The sequence below is a fragment of the Streptomyces odontotermitis genome (genome assembly GCF_050510915.1).
GTDB lineage: Bacteria > Actinomycetota > Actinomycetes > Streptomycetales > Streptomycetaceae > Streptomyces.
The window spans coordinates 148,455-165,524 of record NZ_JBNJLS010000005.1 but is presented as its reverse complement, the minus strand read 5'-3'; the positions used below and the strand labels follow the sequence as shown (position 1 = coordinate 165,524).

15 protein-coding genes are annotated in these 17,070 nt (G+C 70.8%); 12 read left to right on the top strand and 3 right to left on the bottom strand.

The annotated features are described in order from the left end of the window. Nucleotides 1-97 precede the first annotated feature (97 nt). Both ACQB60_RS16665 and hisS read left to right on the top strand, forming a co-directional pair. Nucleotides 98-811, top strand: a complete 714-nt coding sequence (locus ACQB60_RS16665) for an MBL fold metallo-hydrolase (protein ID WP_496926773.1) — start codon at nucleotides 98-100, stop codon at nucleotides 809-811. A gap of 13 nt (nucleotides 812-824) precedes the next feature. Then, nucleotides 825-2,087: a histidine--tRNA ligase gene (gene hisS / locus ACQB60_RS16660; protein WP_496926772.1), complete on the top strand. Its 1,263-nt coding sequence runs from the start codon at nucleotides 825-827 to the stop codon at nucleotides 2,085-2,087. A 106-nt stretch (nucleotides 2,088-2,193) separates the two neighbouring features. Here the strand turns inward: hisS and ACQB60_RS16655 are convergent, their stop codons facing one another. Both ACQB60_RS16655 and ACQB60_RS16650 read right to left on the bottom strand, forming a co-directional pair. After that, complete coding sequence (locus ACQB60_RS16655; protein WP_496926771.1) at nucleotides 2,194-3,057, bottom strand: ABC transporter permease; 864 nt, start codon at nucleotides 3,055-3,057, stop codon at nucleotides 2,194-2,196. Continuing rightward, nucleotides 3,054-3,941, bottom strand: coding sequence for an ABC transporter ATP-binding protein (locus ACQB60_RS16650; protein WP_496926770.1), 888 nt, complete (start codon nucleotides 3,939-3,941; stop codon nucleotides 3,054-3,056). Before ACQB60_RS16650 ends, ACQB60_RS16655 begins: the two co-directional genes overlap by 4 nt. 154 nt (nucleotides 3,942-4,095) lie before the next feature. On the opposite strand from ACQB60_RS16650, the gene ACQB60_RS16645 reads away from it, so the two are divergent. The 4 genes from ACQB60_RS16645 to rpsD all read left to right on the top strand — a co-directional run bounded on the left by ACQB60_RS16645 (nucleotide 4,096) and on the right by rpsD (nucleotide 8,004). Next, complete coding sequence (locus ACQB60_RS16645; protein WP_496926769.1) at nucleotides 4,096-4,737, top strand: vitamin K epoxide reductase family protein; 642 nt, start codon at nucleotides 4,096-4,098, stop codon at nucleotides 4,735-4,737. Between the two features lie 67 nt (nucleotides 4,738-4,804). Further along, nucleotides 4,805-6,172: a replication-associated recombination protein A gene (locus ACQB60_RS16640; protein ID WP_496926768.1), complete on the top strand. Its 1,368-nt coding sequence runs from the start codon at nucleotides 4,805-4,807 to the stop codon at nucleotides 6,170-6,172. Between the two features lie 43 nt (nucleotides 6,173-6,215). Beyond that, nucleotides 6,216-7,028 carry an HNH endonuclease family protein gene (locus ACQB60_RS16635; RefSeq protein ID WP_496926767.1) on the top strand — a complete coding sequence of 271 codons (813 nt, stop codon included), beginning with the start codon at nucleotides 6,216-6,218 and terminating at the stop codon, nucleotides 7,026-7,028. A 361-nt stretch (nucleotides 7,029-7,389) separates the two neighbouring features. Continuing rightward, complete coding sequence (gene rpsD / locus ACQB60_RS16630) at nucleotides 7,390-8,004, top strand: 30S ribosomal protein S4 (protein ID WP_384843411.1); 615 nt, start codon at nucleotides 7,390-7,392, stop codon at nucleotides 8,002-8,004. Here rpsD and ACQB60_RS16625 read toward each other — a convergent pair. Beyond that, nucleotides 7,992-10,229 carry an ATP-binding protein gene (locus ACQB60_RS16625; protein ID WP_496926766.1) on the bottom strand — a complete coding sequence of 746 codons (2,238 nt, stop codon included), beginning with the start codon at nucleotides 10,227-10,229 and terminating at the stop codon, nucleotides 7,992-7,994. The two genes, rpsD and ACQB60_RS16625, sit on opposite strands and share 13 nt — an antisense overlap. 171 nt (nucleotides 10,230-10,400) lie before the next feature. Here ACQB60_RS16625 and ACQB60_RS16620 point away from each other — a divergent pair, with 171 nt between their 5' ends. From ACQB60_RS16620 to ACQB60_RS16595, 6 genes are all read left to right on the top strand, one after another. Continuing rightward, nucleotides 10,401-10,871, top strand: coding sequence for a DUF948 domain-containing protein (locus tag ACQB60_RS16620; RefSeq protein ID WP_496926765.1), 471 nt, complete (start codon nucleotides 10,401-10,403; stop codon nucleotides 10,869-10,871). Nucleotides 10,872-10,878: 7 nt separating this feature from the next. Then, on the top strand, nucleotides 10,879-11,217 hold the full coding sequence (locus ACQB60_RS16615; RefSeq protein ID WP_496926764.1) for a DUF6167 family protein: 339 nt from the start codon (nucleotides 10,879-10,881) through the stop codon (nucleotides 11,215-11,217). Continuing rightward, on the top strand, nucleotides 11,217-13,886 hold the full coding sequence (gene alaS / locus ACQB60_RS16610) for an alanine--tRNA ligase (RefSeq protein ID WP_496926763.1): 2,670 nt from the start codon (nucleotides 11,217-11,219) through the stop codon (nucleotides 13,884-13,886). The genes ACQB60_RS16615 and alaS overlap by 1 nt, the downstream gene beginning before the upstream one ends. 17 nt (nucleotides 13,887-13,903) lie before the next feature. Beyond that, nucleotides 13,904-14,368, top strand: a complete 465-nt coding sequence (gene ruvX / locus ACQB60_RS16605; protein WP_496927097.1) for a Holliday junction resolvase RuvX — start codon at nucleotides 13,904-13,906, stop codon at nucleotides 14,366-14,368. A 125-nt stretch (nucleotides 14,369-14,493) separates the two neighbouring features. Then, nucleotides 14,494-16,182, top strand: a complete 1,689-nt coding sequence (gene mltG, locus ACQB60_RS16600; protein ID WP_496926762.1) for an endolytic transglycosylase MltG — start codon at nucleotides 14,494-14,496, stop codon at nucleotides 16,180-16,182. Then, nucleotides 16,179-17,009, top strand: a complete 831-nt coding sequence (locus ACQB60_RS16595; protein WP_496926761.1) for a shikimate dehydrogenase — start codon at nucleotides 16,179-16,181, stop codon at nucleotides 17,007-17,009. Before mltG ends, ACQB60_RS16595 begins: the two co-directional genes overlap by 4 nt. Nucleotides 17,010-17,070: the final 61 nt, after the last annotated feature.

Sequence of the window (17,070 nt, the reverse complement as noted above, 5' to 3'; positions counted from 1 at the left end):
TCGGCAGCGCCGGTAGGCTCTGATCTGCAGCAATCTCCGGCCGGAAGACACCGGGGATGCGCGGCAGCCTCCCGCCGACGACGAATGAAGGACGATCGTGCTCATTGCCGGGTTCCCCGCCGGGGCCTGGGGCACCAACTGCTACTTGGTCGCCCCCGCCGCCGGTGAGGAGTGCGTGATCATCGACCCGGGCCACCAGGCCACCCAGGGAGTCGAGGACGCACTCAAGAAGCATCGGCTCAAGCCCGTCGCGGTCGTCCTCACCCACGGCCACATCGACCACGTCGCCTCGGTCGTCCCGGTGTGCGGTGCCCATGACGTACCGGCCTGGATCCACCCCGCCGACCGGTTCATGATGACCGACCCGGAGAAGGCCCTCGGCCGCTCCCTCGGCACGCAGCTGATGGGCGAGCTGACCGTGGGGGAGCCCGACGACCTGAAGGAGCTGACCGACGGCGCGCAGCTGCAGCTCGCCGGTCTCGACTTCACGGTCGCGCACGCGCCGGGCCATACGAAGGGGTCGGTGACCTTCCAGCTGCCCGAGGCCGCGGACATCCCGTCGGTGTTCTTCTCGGGCGACCTGCTGTTCGCCGGCTCCATCGGACGCACCGACTTCCCCGGGGGATCGCACCCCGAGATCCTCGAGTCGCTGGGCCGCGTGTGCCTGCCGCTCGACGACTCGACCGTGGTCCTGTCGGGACACGGCCCCCAGACCACCATCGGCCAGGAGCGCGCCACCAACCCGTATCTGCGGCAGGTGGCGGCCGGCCTGGGCGCGGACGAGACGTCCGCCCCTCGACGAGGAATGTGACGAGACTTCTCCAGTGAGCACCTTCAGCGCCCCCAAGGGCACCTACGACCTGCTCCCGCCGGACTCCGCGAAGTACCTCGCGGTGCGCGAGGCCATCGCCGCCCCGCTGCGCAACTCCGGCTACGGCTACATCGAGACGCCCGGCTTCGAGAACGTGGAGCTGTTCGCCCGCGGCGTCGGCGAGTCCACCGACATCGTCACCAAGGAGATGTACGCCTTCGAGACCAAGGGCGGCGACCAGCTCGCGCTGCGCCCCGAGGGCACCGCCTCCGTGCTGCGCGCGGCGCTCCAGGCCAACCTGCACAAGGCGGGCAACCTCCCGGTCAAGCTCTGGTACTCCGGCTCCTACTACCGCTACGAGCGCCCGCAGAAGGGCCGCTACCGCCACTTCTCGCAGGTCGGCGCCGAGGCGATCGGCGCCGAGGACCCGGCTCTCGACGCCGAGTTGATCATCCTCGCGGACCAGTCCTACCGGGCGCTCGGGCTGCGCGGCTTCCGTATCCTGCTCAACTCCCTCGGCGACAAGGAGTGCCGCCCCGTCTACCGCGCCGCCCTCCAGGACTTCCTGCGCGGCCTCGACCTGGACGAGGAGACGCGTCGACGTATCGACATCAACCCGCTGCGGGTCCTCGACGACAAGCGTGACGACGTCCAGAAGCAGCTGGTCGGCGCCCCGCTCCTGCGCGACTACCTGTGTGACGCGTGCAAGGCGTACCACGAGCAGGTCCGCGAGATCCTGACCGCCGAGGGCGTCGCCTACGAGGACGACCCGAAGCTGGTGCGCGGGCTCGACTACTACACGCGCACCACCTTCGAGTTCGTGCACGACGGCCTCGGCTCGCAGTCCGCGGTCGGCGGCGGCGGCCGCTACGACGGCCTGTCCGAGATGCTCGGCGGCCCCGCGCTGCCGTCCGTCGGCTGGGCCCTCGGTGTGGACCGCACGGTGCTGGCCCTGGAGGCGGAGGGCATCGAGCTCGAACTGCCCGCGTCCACCAGCGTGTTCGCGGTCCCGCTCGGGGACGAGGCGCGCCGGGTGCTGTTCCGCGCGGTGACGGAGCTGCGGCGGGCGGGTATCGCGGCCGACTTCTCGTACGGCGGGAAGGGGCTCAAGGGCGCGATGAAGAACGCCAACCGCAGTGGCGCCCGCTACACGGTCGTCGCCGGTGAGCGCGACCTCGCCGAGGGCGTCGTACAGCTCAAGGACATGGAGTCCGGCGAGCAGTCGGCGGTCGCGGTCGACGCCGTCGTGGCCGAGCTGAAGGCGAAGCTGGCGTAAGGACGCACGTAACCGGCGCAAGCCGTGCACAAGGAGGGCCCTGTTTCGCGAAACAGGGCCCTCCTTGTTGCGTGTTGCTACGTGCGCTCTCCTTGTCGTACAGAGGTCAGGACTCTCCGCGGTTCTTCCACCGGAACGTCAGCAGGCACAGCACCAGCCCGCCCACGCACCACGCGCCGAGGACCAGCGCCACGCGCCCGTACTCCCAACTCCCCGTCTGTTCAAGGACGGCGGCCGACTCCGGCAGGAACACCCCGCGCAGGCCCTGGCACATCCACTTCAGGGGGAAGAGGGCGCCGATGTTCAGCATCCAGTCGGGGATCGTGTTGATGGGGATGTAGACCCCCGAGATGAACTGCAGCACCAGGAAGGGCAGGACGACCACCGAGCTGGCACTGCTCGCCGACTTCGGGACACTGCTGATCGCGATGCCGAGCAGGGTGCACGCGGTGAGGCCGAGGACGAAGATCCAGCCGAAGGTCAGCCACTTGCTCGCGCTGCCCGGCAGGTCCACGTCGTAGACGGTGGTGCCGACGGCGAGCAGGATCGCGGTCTCCAGGACGCCCGTCACCAGGACGAGCCACACCTTGCCCAGGAAGTACGCGGTCGGCGGCATCGGCGTGCCCCGAAGGCGCCGCAGCACCTTCTGGTCGCGCTCCAGGGCGATGGAGATGCCGAGGGACTGGAAGCTGGTCGACATGATGCCCGCGGCGATCAGCGCGGCCACGTAGAGCTGCGAGGCCGTGACACCGGCGCCCTCCACGTCGTCGCTGAAGATCGACGCGAACAGGAAGAGGAAGACGATCGGGAACGCGAAGGTGAAGACGACCTGGCCGCGTTCGCGGAAGTACTGCTTGATCTCCAGGGCGCCCCGGCCGCGCCCGAGGGACCAGGCGCCGGGCAGCGGCGGCCGCGTCGCGGTGGCGCGTGTGGGTGTGGTGGCAGGTGTGGGTGTGGCTCCTGTGGTCATCGGCCGTCCTCCCGTTCCGGCTGGCCGGTCAGGCGCAGGTAGACGTCCTCAAGGGTGGGGCGGCTGATCGTGAGCCCGGGGATCTCGCCGCCGAAGCGGTCGCTGAGGCCGACCACGGTGCGGGTCGGCGTGGGAGTGCGCTCGCGGCGCGGGGTGCCGTCCCGCTCGCGCCACTCCACGGTCGCCTCGGAGCCGAAGCGGTGGCGCAGCTCCTCGGGGGTGCCCTCGGCCAGCACGCGGCCCGCCGCGATCACCGCGAGGCGGTGCGCGAGCGCCTCGGCCTCTTCCAGGTAGTGCGTGGTCAGGACGATGGTCGTGCCCTCGTCCGCGAGCAGCCGGATCAGCTCCCAGAACTGCCGCCTGGCCGCCGGGTCGAAGCCCGTCGTCGGTTCGTCGAGCAGCAGCAGCTCCGGGTCCCCGATCACCCCGAGCGCCACATCGAGCCGGCGCCGCTGTCCGCCCGAGAGCGCCTTGACGCGGCTGCCCGCCTTGGTGTCGAGGCCCACCAGGTCGATGACCTCGTCGGGGTCGCGCGGGCTCGGGTAGTAGCGCGCGAAGTGCCGCACGGTCTCCTGGACGGTGAGCTCGGCGGGCGCCGACTCGTCCTGCCACACGATGCCCACCCGGGAGCGCCAGGCCCGGTCGCCGGAGCCCGGGTCCGCCCCGAGCACCGAGACCTCGCCGCCGTCCCGGGTGCGGTGGCCCTGGAGGATCTCCACGGTGGTGCTCTTGCCCGCGCCGTTGGGGCCCAGGATGCCGAAGACCTCGCCGTGGCGGACGGCGAGGTCGATGCCGTCGACGGCGGTCACCTCCCCGTACCGCTTGCGCAGCCCCTGTACGTCGATCGCCAGTTTCTCCGTGCGCTCCGCCCCGTGTTCGCTCATGCGCGTGATCGTCCCGCCGAATCGTGCGTTCCGGGACCCCTGTCCGTGTCTGGTTATGTTCAAGGAAGGGGCGGCACCCGGGTGGGCACACAGGCGTGTGCGGCAGAATGACCCCTCCCGGAACCCGACCGAACTCGACCGACGGAACGGCGTGATGAGCAAAACGATGTCAGCGAAGGACGGTGTCTCTTCCGAGGCGGAGGGCACGGACGCTCCCCGGGCGGTGGGCGGCAGCCGCGCGTTCGCCTTCCTCCTTGTGATCACCGGCGCCGCCGGACTGCTCGCCTCGTGGGTCATCACCCTGGACAAGTTCGAGCTCCTGAAGGACCCGAACTTCCAGCCGGGCTGCAGCATCAACCCCGTCGTGGCCTGCGGCAGCATCATGAAGAGCGAGCAGGCGGAGGCGTTCGGCTTCCCGAACCCGATGCTGGGCCTGGTCACGTACGCCGTCGTCATCGGCGTCGGCATGAGCCTGCTCGCCCGGGCCCGCTTCCCGCGCTGGTACTGGCTGACGTTCAACGCGGGCACGCTCTTCGGAGTCGGCTTCTGCACCTGGCTGATGATCCAGTCGCTCTACCACATCAACGCGCTCTGCCTGTGGTGCTGCCTGGCCTGGGTCGCCACCCTCCTGATGTTCTGGTACGTCACGTCGTTCAACATCCGCAACGGCTTCCTGCCCGCGCCGGGCTGGGCCAAGAGCTTCCTGGCCGACTTCACGTGGGCACTGCCGGTCATGCACATCGGCGTCATCGCGATGCTGATCCTGACGCGCTGGGGTGCGGACCTCTGGGCCTGAGGGCCCCGGATCCGCCCGTCACCGCCTCCCGGCGGGATTGTCAGTGGGGTGACATAGGGTTCTTGACGTGGAGCCCGACCTGTTCACCGCCGCAGCCGAAGACCGCCAGGAGAAGGACCCGTCCAGCAGCCCCCTGGCCGTCCGGATGCGCCCGCGCACGCTCGACGAAGTCGTGGGCCAGCAGCACCTGTTGAAGCCGGGCTCGCCCCTGCGGCGCCTCGTGGGGGAGGGCGGCGGCGGCCCCGCCGGGCCCTCCTCCGTGTTCCTGTGGGGCCCTCCCGGAATCGGCAAGACGACCCTGGCGTACGTGGTCTCCAAGGCCACCAACAAGCGCTTCGTGGAGCTCTCGGCGATCACCGCGGGCGTGAAGGAGGTCCGCGCGGTCATCGACGGCGCGCGCCGGGCGATGGGCGGCCACGGCAAGGAGACCGTCCTCTTCCTCGACGAGATCCACCGCTTCAGCAAGGCCCAGCAGGACTCCCTGCTCCCGGCCGTGGAGAACCGCTGGGTCACCTTGATCGCGGCGACGACGGAGAACCCGTACTTCTCGGTGATCTCCCCCCTCCTCTCCCGCTCCCTCCTGCTCACCCTCGAACCGCTCACGGATGACGACCTGCGCGGCCTGCTCCACCGCGCGCTGACCGACGAGCGCGGCCTCGGCGGCGCCGTCTCCCTGCCGGACGAGGCCGAGGAGCACCTCCTGCGCATCGCGGGCGGCGACGCGCGGCGGGCGCTCACCGCGCTGGAGGCGGGCGCCGGCGCCGCGCTCTCCAAGGGCGAGCAGGAGATCACCCTCCAGACCCTGGAGGAGTCGGTCGACCGCGCGGCCGTGAAGTACGACCGGGCCGGGGACCAGCACTACGACGTCGCCAGCGCCCTCATCAAGTCCATCCGCGGCTCGGACGTGGACGCGGCGCTGCACTACCTGGCCCGCATGATCGAGGCGGGCGAGGACCCCCGCTTCATCGCCCGCCGCCTCATGATCTCCGCGAGCGAGGACATCGGCCTCGCCGACCCCACGGCGCTGCCCACCGCCGTGGCCGCGGCCCAGGCCGTCGCCATGATCGGCTTCCCGGAGGCGGCGCTCACGCTCAGCCACGCCACGATCGCCCTGGCCCTGGCCCCGAAGTCGAACGCGGCGACGCTCGCCATCCAGAACGCCCAGGCCGACGTCCGCGGCGGCCTCGCGGGCCCCGTCCCGCCCCACCTGCGCGACGGCCACTACAAGGGCGCCGCCAAGCTCGGCCACGCCCAGGGCTATGTGTATCCGCACGACGTGCCGGGCGGCATCGCGGCCCAGCAGTACGCGCCGGACGCCATCGAGGGCAAGCGCTACTACCAGCCGACGAGGTACGGGGCAGAGTCCCGGTACGCGGACGTGGTGGAGCGGGTCCGCGAGCGCCTCAAGGGCGAGCAGCCCTCGGGCGGCGCCTGACTCCCGGAGGCGCACCGCCCCCGGCCCGCCTACGCTCGGCGCCATGGGCACAGCAGTCGGCAGGGCCACCGGGGCGCTGCTCCTGCTGGCCGTGGTCACCGCCACCGCCTGCCGGCCGCCCCAGCTGGACCGCGCCGACGCCCGCCTCGGCACACCGAAGGCCACCGCCAAGGCCACACCGCAAGCCACTCCGAAGGCCACGCCCACGACCTCCCGCGAGGCGAGCGCCGAGCCCACCCGCACCCCCGCCCTGTCCTCCGTCCCCCTCGCCAGCCCCGGCTTCCCGCCGCCCCCCGCCCAGGCCCGCGAGCAGCTCGCGAAGCTGGCGGTCGCGTGGGGCAAGAACTGGCAGACGTACAAGCGCTCCGAGTTCGGCGAGGGCTGGAGCGACGACACCGACGCCCCCGGCGGCCGCAACGGCTGCGACACCCGCGACGACGTCCTGCGCCGCGACCTGAAGAACCTGCGCGAGGGCGACCGCAACCCCTGCGTGGTGATCTCGGGCACCCTGCACGACCCGTACACCGGCAAGGAACTGCCGTACTACTACCGCCGCGCCTCGCAGATCCAGACCGACCACGTGGTCGCGCTGGGCGCCGCCTGGCGGGCCGGGGCCTGGGCCTGGAGCCCGGCCGAGCGCCTGAAGTACGCCAACGACCTGGACGTGCTGCTCGCCACCGACAAGGAGACGAACTACCGGAAGAGCAGCCAGACCCCGGACAAGTGGCAGCCGCCGCGCAAGGAATACCGGTGCGAGTACGCGCGCCGCTGGACCGGCATCAAGGCCAAGTACCGCCTCACGGTCACGGCCCCGGAGAAGCTCGCCCTCCAGGGCATGCTCGCCGGCTGCGGCTGAGGCGCCCGTCCGGGTCCCGGCTGAGGCACCCCGAGCCACCCGGTACACTTGCCCGAAGTGCTGCGTCCCGTGCCCGGTCTCGTACCGGCACCACCAGAGCGGGACATCCAGCCGGAACCCCACAGCCGCAAGGCCCGGGGATCCAGGAGCGTCGCGCACCGTCGAAGGTGTCGCGGGCAGCCCACCACCATCTCGGAGCCCCGGGAATCGGTCGGTGGGCCACTCGCGTGCTGCACATAGTGCCCAGACCAGGGAGCGGCTGCCCCATGAGCCACGGTTCATGAGGTTTCCCAGGCTGCGGATTGCGACCTCCCCTAACCACTGGTGAAGCCGAATTCACTGAGAACAGAGAGGTTGGTTCATGCCGAACCAGTCCCGCCCCAAGGTCAAGAAGTCGCGTGCCCTCGGCATCGCGCTGACCCCGAAGGCCGTCAAGTACTTCGAGGCCCGCCCCTACCCGCCGGGCGAGCACGGCCGTGGGCGCAAGCAGAACTCGGACTACAAGGTCCGTCTGCTCGAGAAGCAGCGTCTGCGCGCGCAGTACGACGTGTCCGAGCGCCAGCTCGTCCGCGCCTACGAGCGTGCCGCCAAGACGCAGGGCAAGACCGGTGAGGCCCTGGTCATCGAGCTGGAGCGTCGTCTCGACGCCCTGGTTCTGCGTTCGGGCATCGCCCGCACGATCTACCAGGCCCGCCAGATGGTCGTGCACGGTCACATCGAGGTCAACGGCCAGAAGGTCGACAAGCCGTCCTTCCGCGTCAAGCCGGACGACGTCGTCATGGTCCGTGAGCGCTCCCGCGAGAAGACCCTCTTCCAGGTCTCCCGCGAGGGTGGCTTCGCCCCCGAGGGCGAGACGCCGCGCTACCTCCAGGTGAACCTGAAGGCCCTGGCCTTCCGCCTGGACCGCGAGCCGAACCGCAAGGAGATCCCCGTGATCTGCGACGAGCAGCTCGTCGTCGAGTACTACGCCCGCTGACCCGGACGTAGCTCTCCCTGCTTCAGCCCGTCGCCTTCCCGCCCTTCGTGGTGGGCAAGGCGGCGGGTTCGCTCGTTCTCGGGGACCTGTCCGAGCGCCCGGGCCACCGCCGCGTCCGTGCCGAGCCGGGCCCCGGCCCGTGCGCACTCCTCGTACCGGGCGTCGCCGAGCGCCTCGCGGGCCTGGGTCTCGCACAGGGCGTGCGGGCCGCCGAAGAAGCCCGAGCCGAACAGCGGCAGCCCCACCGACGGCCAGATGCGCGAGGCCGCGCCCTGCAGCACCGCCGCCTCCTCCGCGTCGCCCTCCGCCGCCGTGAACAGGGCGAGCAGCTCCATGGCCAGGACCGTGCCGAGCAGATCGTTGAAGGCGTGGTCCAGGCCGAGGCAGCGCACGAGCAGCTCGCGCGCGGTCTCCGCCTCACCGCGGGTCCAGGCGGCGTAGCCCAGGACATAGAGGGCGTACGCGAGGGCCCAGCGCTCCCCGTGGTCCTCGCAGACCCGGCGCACATCCTCGCACAGCTCCACCGCGGCTTCGAGCGAGCCCTGGAAGGCGAGGGCCATGGCCAGCTCGACCTGGCCCATCAGGACGTTGCTGTTGAGCTCGCCGATCTGCTGGTACTGCTCCATGGCGTCGCGCAGGAGCCGCTCCGCGCGGGGCATGTCGTCGGTGACGAGGGCCAGGCAGCCGATCCGGTGCACCGCGTAGGCCGAGGCGAGCGGGCTTTCGGTGCGCTCCGCCTCGTCCTTGCACTCCTGCAGCGCGGAGAGCGCCGCGACCGTGTCGCCCTGCAGGACCGCCACGTATCCGAGCACCCACAGCGCCTTCAGGCGCGCGTCGTCATGGCCGCCGTCGAGCTCGAGGGCCCGCCCGAGCCAGTGCCGCCCCTCCGCCAGGCGCCCGCAGCCGACCCAGTAGAACCAGAGCGTGCCCGCGAGGTACTGGCCGATCCGGGCCTCGTCCGGGCCGGTCAGACAGAACTCCAACGCGGCCCGCAGATTGGGCAGTTCCCCCTCGATGAGGGCGGCGACCTCGGCCTGCCGGGGCGAGAACCAGTCCAGCTCGCACCAGGTGGCGAGCCCCATGTACCAGTCGCGGTGGCGGCGCCGCATCCGCTCGGTGTCCCCGAGCGCCTCCAGCCACTCGGCCCCGTACGCCCTGACGGTGTCGAGCATCCGGAAGCGCGCCCCGCCGGGGCCCTCCTCGCGGCCCACGACGGACTGGGCGAGCAGCTCGCTCAGCACGTCCAGGACGTCGTCGGCGTGCACCCCGTCGCCGCCGCACACATACTCCGCGGCCTCCAGGTCGAAGGGGCCCGAGAACACCGAGAGCCGCGCCCACAGCAGCCGCTCGCGCGGGGTGCACAGCTCGTGGCTCCAGCCGATCGCCGTGCGCAGGGTCTGGTGGCGGGGCAGGGCGTCGCGGCGGGTGCCCGAGAGCAGCCCGAAGCGGTCGTCGAGCCGGGCGACCAGCTGCCCCGGCGACAGCGCCCGCAGCCGTCCCGCCGCCAGCTCGAGCGCCAGGGGGATCCCGTCGAGCCGGTCGCACAGCTCCACCACGTCCGCGCGGTGTCCGTCGTCGACGGCGAAGCCGGGCAGACCCGCCGTCGCACGGTCCTCGAAGAGAGTGATCGCGTCGTGGGCGGGCAGTGGGGCGAGCGGGAAGAGACGTTCCCCCTCGAGGTCGAGCGGGCGGCGCCCGACCGCGAGGACCTTCAGCCCGCGGGAGTGCCGCAGCAGATCCCGCACGAGCGAGGCGCAGGTGCCGACGAGATGCTCGAACCCGTCCAGGACGAGCAGGAGTTCGCGGTCGGCGACGTGGTCGAGCAGCACCCGGCGGGGCGCCCTGCTGGTGTGGTCGGTCAGGCGCAGGGCCTCGGCGACGGCGTGGTCCACCAGGTCCGGGTCGCGCACCGCGGCCAGCTCCACCAGCCAGACGCCGTCGGCGCACTCCACCCCGGCGGCCGCCCGCACGGCGAACCGGGACTTCCCGACGCCGCCGACCCCGGTCACGGTCACCAGGCGCCGGGCGGCCAACGCGGCCGCGAGTTCGGCGAGTTCGGCGCTGCGTCCGACGAAGGAGGTGAGCTCGGGCGGGAGGTTGCCCGGGGCGGGTGTTAAGTCCTCCTGCGGGGCGCCCTCGTGGGGGTCCCCGAGAGAGGTGGTGGGGGCGGGTGCGGGGCTGGAGACATCGTTTCGGCCGTTGCCGGGGCGCTGAGGGCGTCGCATGGGGTACGGAGCGTACTCATGCGTAAGCACTCCGTACAATCACTTCTCACAACTCCCGCACCAGCGACCCCTAATGCGGTACGGAGCGGCAGGCCCGGCGCGATAGGGTCGGGGGACGACTTTTCGATGTTCAGGTTCGATGTTCAGGGACGATTCAGGGAGCGGTGCCGAGTGTCCGGTGGAGAGGTGGCCGGGATCCTGGTGGCCGTCTTCTGGGCGATCCTGGTCTCCTTCCTCGCGGTGGCGCTCGTGAGGCTGGCCCAGACGCTCAAGGCGACCACGAGGCTGGTGGCGGACGTGACCGAGCAGGCCGTCCCGCTCCTGGCCGACGCCTCGACGGCGGTCCGCTCCGCGCAGACCCAGATCGACCGCGTCGACGCCATCGCCTCGGACGTCCAGGAAGTCACGTCGAACGCGTCGGCGCTCTCCACGACGGTCGCCTCCACCTTCGGCGGCCCCCTCGTCAAGGTGGCCGCGTTCGGCTACGGAGTGCGCCGGGCCCTCGGTCGCAAGTCGGGGCCCGAAGGAAAAGAAGTGCCCGCCAAGCCGTCCCGTCGTACGGTGATCGTGGGCCGCACCGTCCCGGCCGCACGCAAGTCGAAGCGGAGCAAGCGGGAGAACAACCGGGGAAAGAGAGCCTGAGGCAGCGATGTTCCGCCGTACGTTCTGGTTCACCGCGGGCGCCGCCGCCGGCGTCTGGGCGACCACGAAGGTCAACCGCAAGCTCAAGCAGCTGACCCCGGAGAGCCTGGCCGCGCAGGCGGCGAACAAGGCGATCGAAGCGGGCCACCGGCTCAAGGACTTCGCGCTGGACGTCCGCGACGGCATGGCCGAGCGCGAGGCCGAACTCGGCGAGGCCCTCGGCCTGGACGAGCAGCCCGAACTCCCCGCGCAGCGCCGCTTCGCCGCGATCGAGAACCACAGCACCAAGCACACGAAGTACCTCGAGAACACGACGTACTCGTACAACCGGAATGAGGACCACTAATGGAGTCGGCTGAAATTCGCCGCCGCTGGCTGAGCTTCTTCGAGGAGCGCGGTCACACCGTCGTCCCTTCGGCGTCGCTCATCGCGGACGACCCGACTCTCCTGCTGGTCCCCGCGGGCATGGTGCCCTTCAAGCCGTACTTCCTCGGTGAGGTCAAGCCGGAGTTCGACCGCGCCACCAGCGTCCAGAAGTGTGTGCGCACGCCCGACATCGAAGAGGTCGGCAAGACCACGCGCCACGGCACGTTCTTCCAGATGTGCGGCAACTTCTCCTTCGGCGACTACTTCAAGGAAGGCGCCATCACCTACGCCTGGGAGCTGCTCACCACGCCCCAGGACAAGGGCGGCTTCGGCCTGGACCCGGAGCGCCTCTGGGTCACCGTCTACCTCGACGACGACGAGGCCGAGCGCATCTGGCGCGAGAAGGTCGGCGTCCCGGCCGAGCGCATCCAGCGCCTGGGCAAGAAGGACAACTACTGGTCCATGGGCGTGCCCGGACCCTGCGGCCCCTGCTCCGAGATCAACTACGACCGCGGCCCCGAGTTCGGCGTCGAGGGCGGCCCGGCCGTCAACGACGAGCGCTACGTGGAGATCTGGAACCTCGTCTTCATGCAGTACGAGCGCGGCGAGGGCACCTCGAAGGAGGACTTCGAGATCCTCGGCGAGCTGCCGAGCAAGAACATCGACACCGGTCTCGGCCTCGAGCGCCTCGCCATGATCCTGCAGGGCGTGCAGAACATGTACGAGACCGACACCCTGCGCGTCGTCATGGACAAGGCCACCGAGCTGACCGGCGTGCGCTACGGCGCCGAGCACGGCTCGGACGTCTCCCTGCGCGTGGTCGCCGACCACATGCGGACGTCGGTGATGCTCATCGGCGACGGCGTCACGCCGGGCAACGAGGGCCGCGGCTACGTGCTCCGCCGCATCATGCGCCGCGCCGTCCGCAACATGCGCCTCCTCGGCGCCACCGGCCCGGTCGTCCTCGAACTCGTCGACACGGTCATCAAGTCGATGGGCCAGCAGTACCCGGAGCTGGAGACCGACCGCAAGCGCATCGAGACCGTCGCCCTCGCCGAGGAGGCCGCCTTCCTCAAGGCCATCAAGGGCGGCACGAACATCCTCGACACCGCGGTCACGGAGACCAAGGCCGCCGGGGGCACCGTCCTCTCCGGCGACAAGGCGTTCCTGCTCCACGACACCTGGGGCTTCCCGATCGACCTCACCCTCGAAATGGCCGCCGAGCAGGGCCTTTCGGTGGATGAGGACGGCTTCAGGCGCCTGATGAAGGAGCAGCGGGAGCGCGCCAAGGCCGACGCCCAGGCCAAGAAGACCGGCCACGCCGACCTGCACGCCTACCGCGAGATCGCCGACAACTCCGGCGCCACGGACTTCACCGGCTACACCCTCACGGAGAACGAGGCCACGATCGTCGGCCTCCTGGTCAACGGAGTCCCCTCGCCCGCCGCCACCGAGGGCGACGAGGTCGAACTCGTCCTGGACCGCACCCCGTTCTACGCGGAGGGCGGCGGCCAGATCGGCGACACCGGCCGCGTCCGCACCGACAGCGGCGCCGTCGTCGAGGTCCGCGACGTGCAGAAGCCGGTGCCCGGCGTGCACGTCCACAAGGGCGTCGTCCAGGTCGGCGAGATCACGGTCGGCGCCCCGGTCTGGGCCACGATCGACTCCCACCGCCGCCGCGCCATCGCCCGCGCCCACTCGGCCACGCACCTCACGCACCAGGCGCTGCGCGACGCCCTCGGCCCGACGGCCGCGCAGGCCGGTTCGGAGAACCAGCCGGGCCGGTTCCGCTTCGACTTCGGCTCCCCGTCGGCCGTGCCCACGGCCGTGATGTCGGACGTCGAGCAGAAGATCAACGAGGTCCTGGCCCGCGAACTGGACGTCCAGGCCGAGGTCATGAGCATCGACGAGGCCAAGAAGCAGGGCGCCATCGCGGAGTTCGGCGAGAAGTACGGCGAGCGCGTGCGCGTCGTGACCATCGGCGACTTCTCCAAGGAGCTGTGCGGCGGCACGCACGTGCACAACACCGCCCAGCTCGGCCTGGTGAAGCTGCTCGGCGAGTCCTCCATCGGCTCCGGCGTGCGCCGCATCGAGGCCCTGGTCGGCGTCGACGCCTACCACTTCCTCGCCAAGGAGCACACGGTCGTCGCCCAGCTCCAGGAGCTGGTCAAGGGCCGTCCCGAGGAGCTCCCCGAGAAGATCTCCGGCATGCTCGCCAAGCTGAAGGACGCCGAGAAGGAGATCGAGAAGTTCCGCGCGGAGAAGGTCCTGCAGGCCGCCGCCGGTCTCGCCCAGGGCGCCAAGGACGTACGCGGCGTGGCCCTGGTCACCGGCCAGGTGCCGGACGGCACGGGCGCCGACGACCTGCGCAAGCTGGTCCTCGACGTGCGCGGCCGCATCCCGGGCGACCGTCCCGCGGTCGTCGCCGTGTTCTCGACGGTCAACGGCAAGCCGCTGACGGTCATCGCGACGAACGAGTCCGCCCGCGAGCGCGGCCTCAAGGCCGGCGACCTGGTCCGCACGGCCGCCAAGACCCTCGGCGGCGGAGGCGGCGGCAAGCCGGACGTCGCCCAGGGCGGCGGCCAGAACCCGGCCGCGATCGGCGACGCCATCGCCGCCGTCGAGCGCCTGGTCACCGAGACCGCCTGATGGCCGACGCGAACGGCATCCGCCGGGGCCGCCGCCTGGCGGTCGACGTCGGTGACGCCCGCATCGGGGTCGCCTCGTGCGACCCCGACGGGATCCTCGCGACGCCGGTGGAGACCGTGCCGGGGCGCGACGTCCCGGCCGCCCACCGCCGCCTCCGCCAACTCGTCGAGGAGTACGAGCCGATCGAGGTCGTCGTCGGACTCCCTCGCTCCCTCAAGGGGGGCGAGGGCCCGGCCGCCGTCAAGGTACGGGGCTTCGCCCAGGAGCTCGCGGCTGGAATCGCACCCGTTCCGGTGAGGCTCGTGGACGAGAGGATGACCACAGTGACGGCCAGTCAGGGGCTGCGCGCCTCCGGCGTGAAGTCCAAAAAGGGCAGGTCTGTCATTGATCAGGCGGCCGCCGTCATCATCCTTCAGCAGGCATTGGAGTCCGAACGGGCGTCAGGCAAAGCTCCGGGCGAGGGCGTCGAAGTGGTCATCTGATCGCGATACGGTAACGTTCCGCGCGATGCGGCGGCGTTCGAACAGCTGCCGCACAGCATCAAGAGGCGGATCGGTTGCCCTGGAATCCAGACAGCGGCCCCCGCCTCGCGGCTCGTAGGGGATCGATGACTGAGTATGGCCGGGGCCCAGGCTCCGAACCGTGGCATCCGGAGGACCCGTTGTACGGGGACGGCGGATGGGGAGGGCAGCAGGCCGTCGGCGGCCAGCCCCCCTACGGCGGCCAGGGGCAGTACCACCCGCAGCAGCCGCATCATCCTCAGCAGCCGCATCACCCTCAGCAGGCGCAGTACGACGACTGGACCACCGGACAGCAGCAGGGCTACGGACAGCAACACCCGCAACAGCCGCAGGGCTATGGGCAGCAGCAGTACGCCGGCGGCCACGGCGGCGGCTGGGACACCGGCCAGCACGGCCAGGTCCCCTACGGCGGTGACCCGGTGGACCCGTACGGGGGCCACCCCGGCGGCTACCCCGCAGACGGCGCCGACTACTACGGGACGCCCGACGCCTACCCGCCGCCCGAGCCCCCGAGCCGTCGCCGCCCGGCCCCCGAACCGGAGCCGGAGACGGACTGGGACCCGGGCCCCGACCAGGGCGAGCACGCCTTCTTCGCGGGCGGTAACGACGACGAGGACGACTACGACGACGAGTCGCGCAGCCGGCGCGGCGGGGGAGATCGGCGGGGGCGCGGCGGCCGCAAGCCGAAGAAGCGCCGCAGCGGCTGCGCCTGTCTCGTCGTGACCCTGGTCTTCGCGGGCGGTCTCGGCGGCGTCGGCTATTTCGGCTATCAGTTCTACCAGGATCGTTTCGGCAGTGCCCCGGACTATGCGGGCGACGGAACCGGTCAGGCCACCGTGGAAATCCTCAAGGGTTCCGGCGGCTATGCGATCGGCCAGGCCCTGAAGGACGCCGGAGTGGTGAAGAGCGTCGATGCCTTTGTCTCCGCGCAGAAACAGAATCCGGACGGTCAGTCCATTCAGGCGGGCGTCTATACGCTCAAGAAACAGATGTCGGCGAAGTCCGCCGTCGAATTGATGCTCAGCCCGAAGAGCCAGAGCAATCTCATCGTGGCGCCGGGCAGCCGAAACGCCTCGGTGTACAAGCTGATCGACGCGCGCCTCGAACTGTCCGAGGGCTCCACGAAGAAGGTCGCCGAAAAGGAATGGAAGAGCCTCGGCCTTCCGGACTGGGCGACCAGCAACATGGGCGAGGACGTCAAGGACCACCTCGAAGGCTTCCTCTACCCGGGCACCTACCCGGTCGCCAAGGGCCAGAAGCCCGAGGCCGTCCTGAAGAAGATGGTCGCCCAAGCCGCCCAGGAATACGACGAGTTGGGCGTCGCCAAGCAGGCCGCGGACCTGCATCTGAAGAACCCGCTGCAGCTCGTCACCGTCGCGAGCCTCGTCCAGGCAGAGGGCAAGTACAAGCACGACTTCGACAAGGTCGCCCGCGTCGTCTACAACCGCCTGAAGCCCAACAACACCGAGACGTACGGTCTCCTGGACTTCGACTCGACGGTGAACTACCTGAAGGGCACGTCGAAACTGGGGCTCGGCTCCGTCGACGAACTCCGCAAGGTCGACGACCCGTACAACACGTACAAGATCAAGGGCCTGCCGCCCGGACCGATCAGCAACCCCGGCGAAGAGGCCATCAAGTCGGCGCTCAACCCGGCCAAGGGAAATTGGTACTACTTCGTCTCGGTCAGCGAGGACAAGACGCTCTTCGCGGAGACGAATGAAGAGCAGAACCGGAACCGCAAGAAATACGAAGAGGAGCAGAACGGGGGATGAGCCAGTCCAAGAACCGGGCCGCCGTGCTCGGCTCACCGATCGCGCATTCCCTCTCCCCGGTGCTGCACCGCGCCGCGTACGGGGAGTTGGGGCTGGACGACTGGTCGTACGACCGGTTCGAGGTCGACGAGGAGGCCCTGCCCGGCTTTCTCGGCGGGCTCGGGCCCGAGTGGGCGGGGCTCTCGCTGACGATGCCGCTCAAGCGGGCGGTGATCCCCCTGGTCGACGAGGTCACCGAGACGGCGGCCTCCGTCGAGGCGGTCAACACCGTCGTGTTCACCGACGACGGGCGCCGTGTCGGCGACAACACCGACATCCCCGGCATGGTCGCCGCGCTGCGCGAGCGCGGCATCGAGGAGGTCGAGTCCGCCGCGATCCTGGGCGCCGGAGCCACCGCCTCGTCCGCCCTGGCCGCGCTCGCCCGGATCTGCACGGGGGAGGTCGTCGCCTATGTACGCAGTGCCGAGCGCGCCGCCGAGATGCGGCAGTGGGGCGAACGGCTCGACGTGGAGGTCCGCACCGCCGACTGGGCGGACGCCGAGCAGGCCCTCACCGCCCCGCTGGTGATCGCCACGACCCCGTCCGGCACCACCGACGCCCTCGCGGCCGCGGTCCCGGAGCGCCCCCTGACCCTCTTCGACGTGCTGTACGACCCGTGGCCCACCGCGCTCGCGGCCCGCTGGTCGGCGTACGGAGGTGCCGTCGTCAGCGGGCTCGACCTCCTCGTGCACCAGGCGGTACTCCAGGTCGAGCAGATGACGGGGGTCCCCACCGCGCCGCTCTCGGCGATGCGGGCGGCGGGGGAGCAGGCGCTCGCCGCCCGCTGAGTGCGCTTCGCTCACTCGGGCTTTCGCGCGGCACATCCGGTCCGTCCGGCCGTCCGCCCAG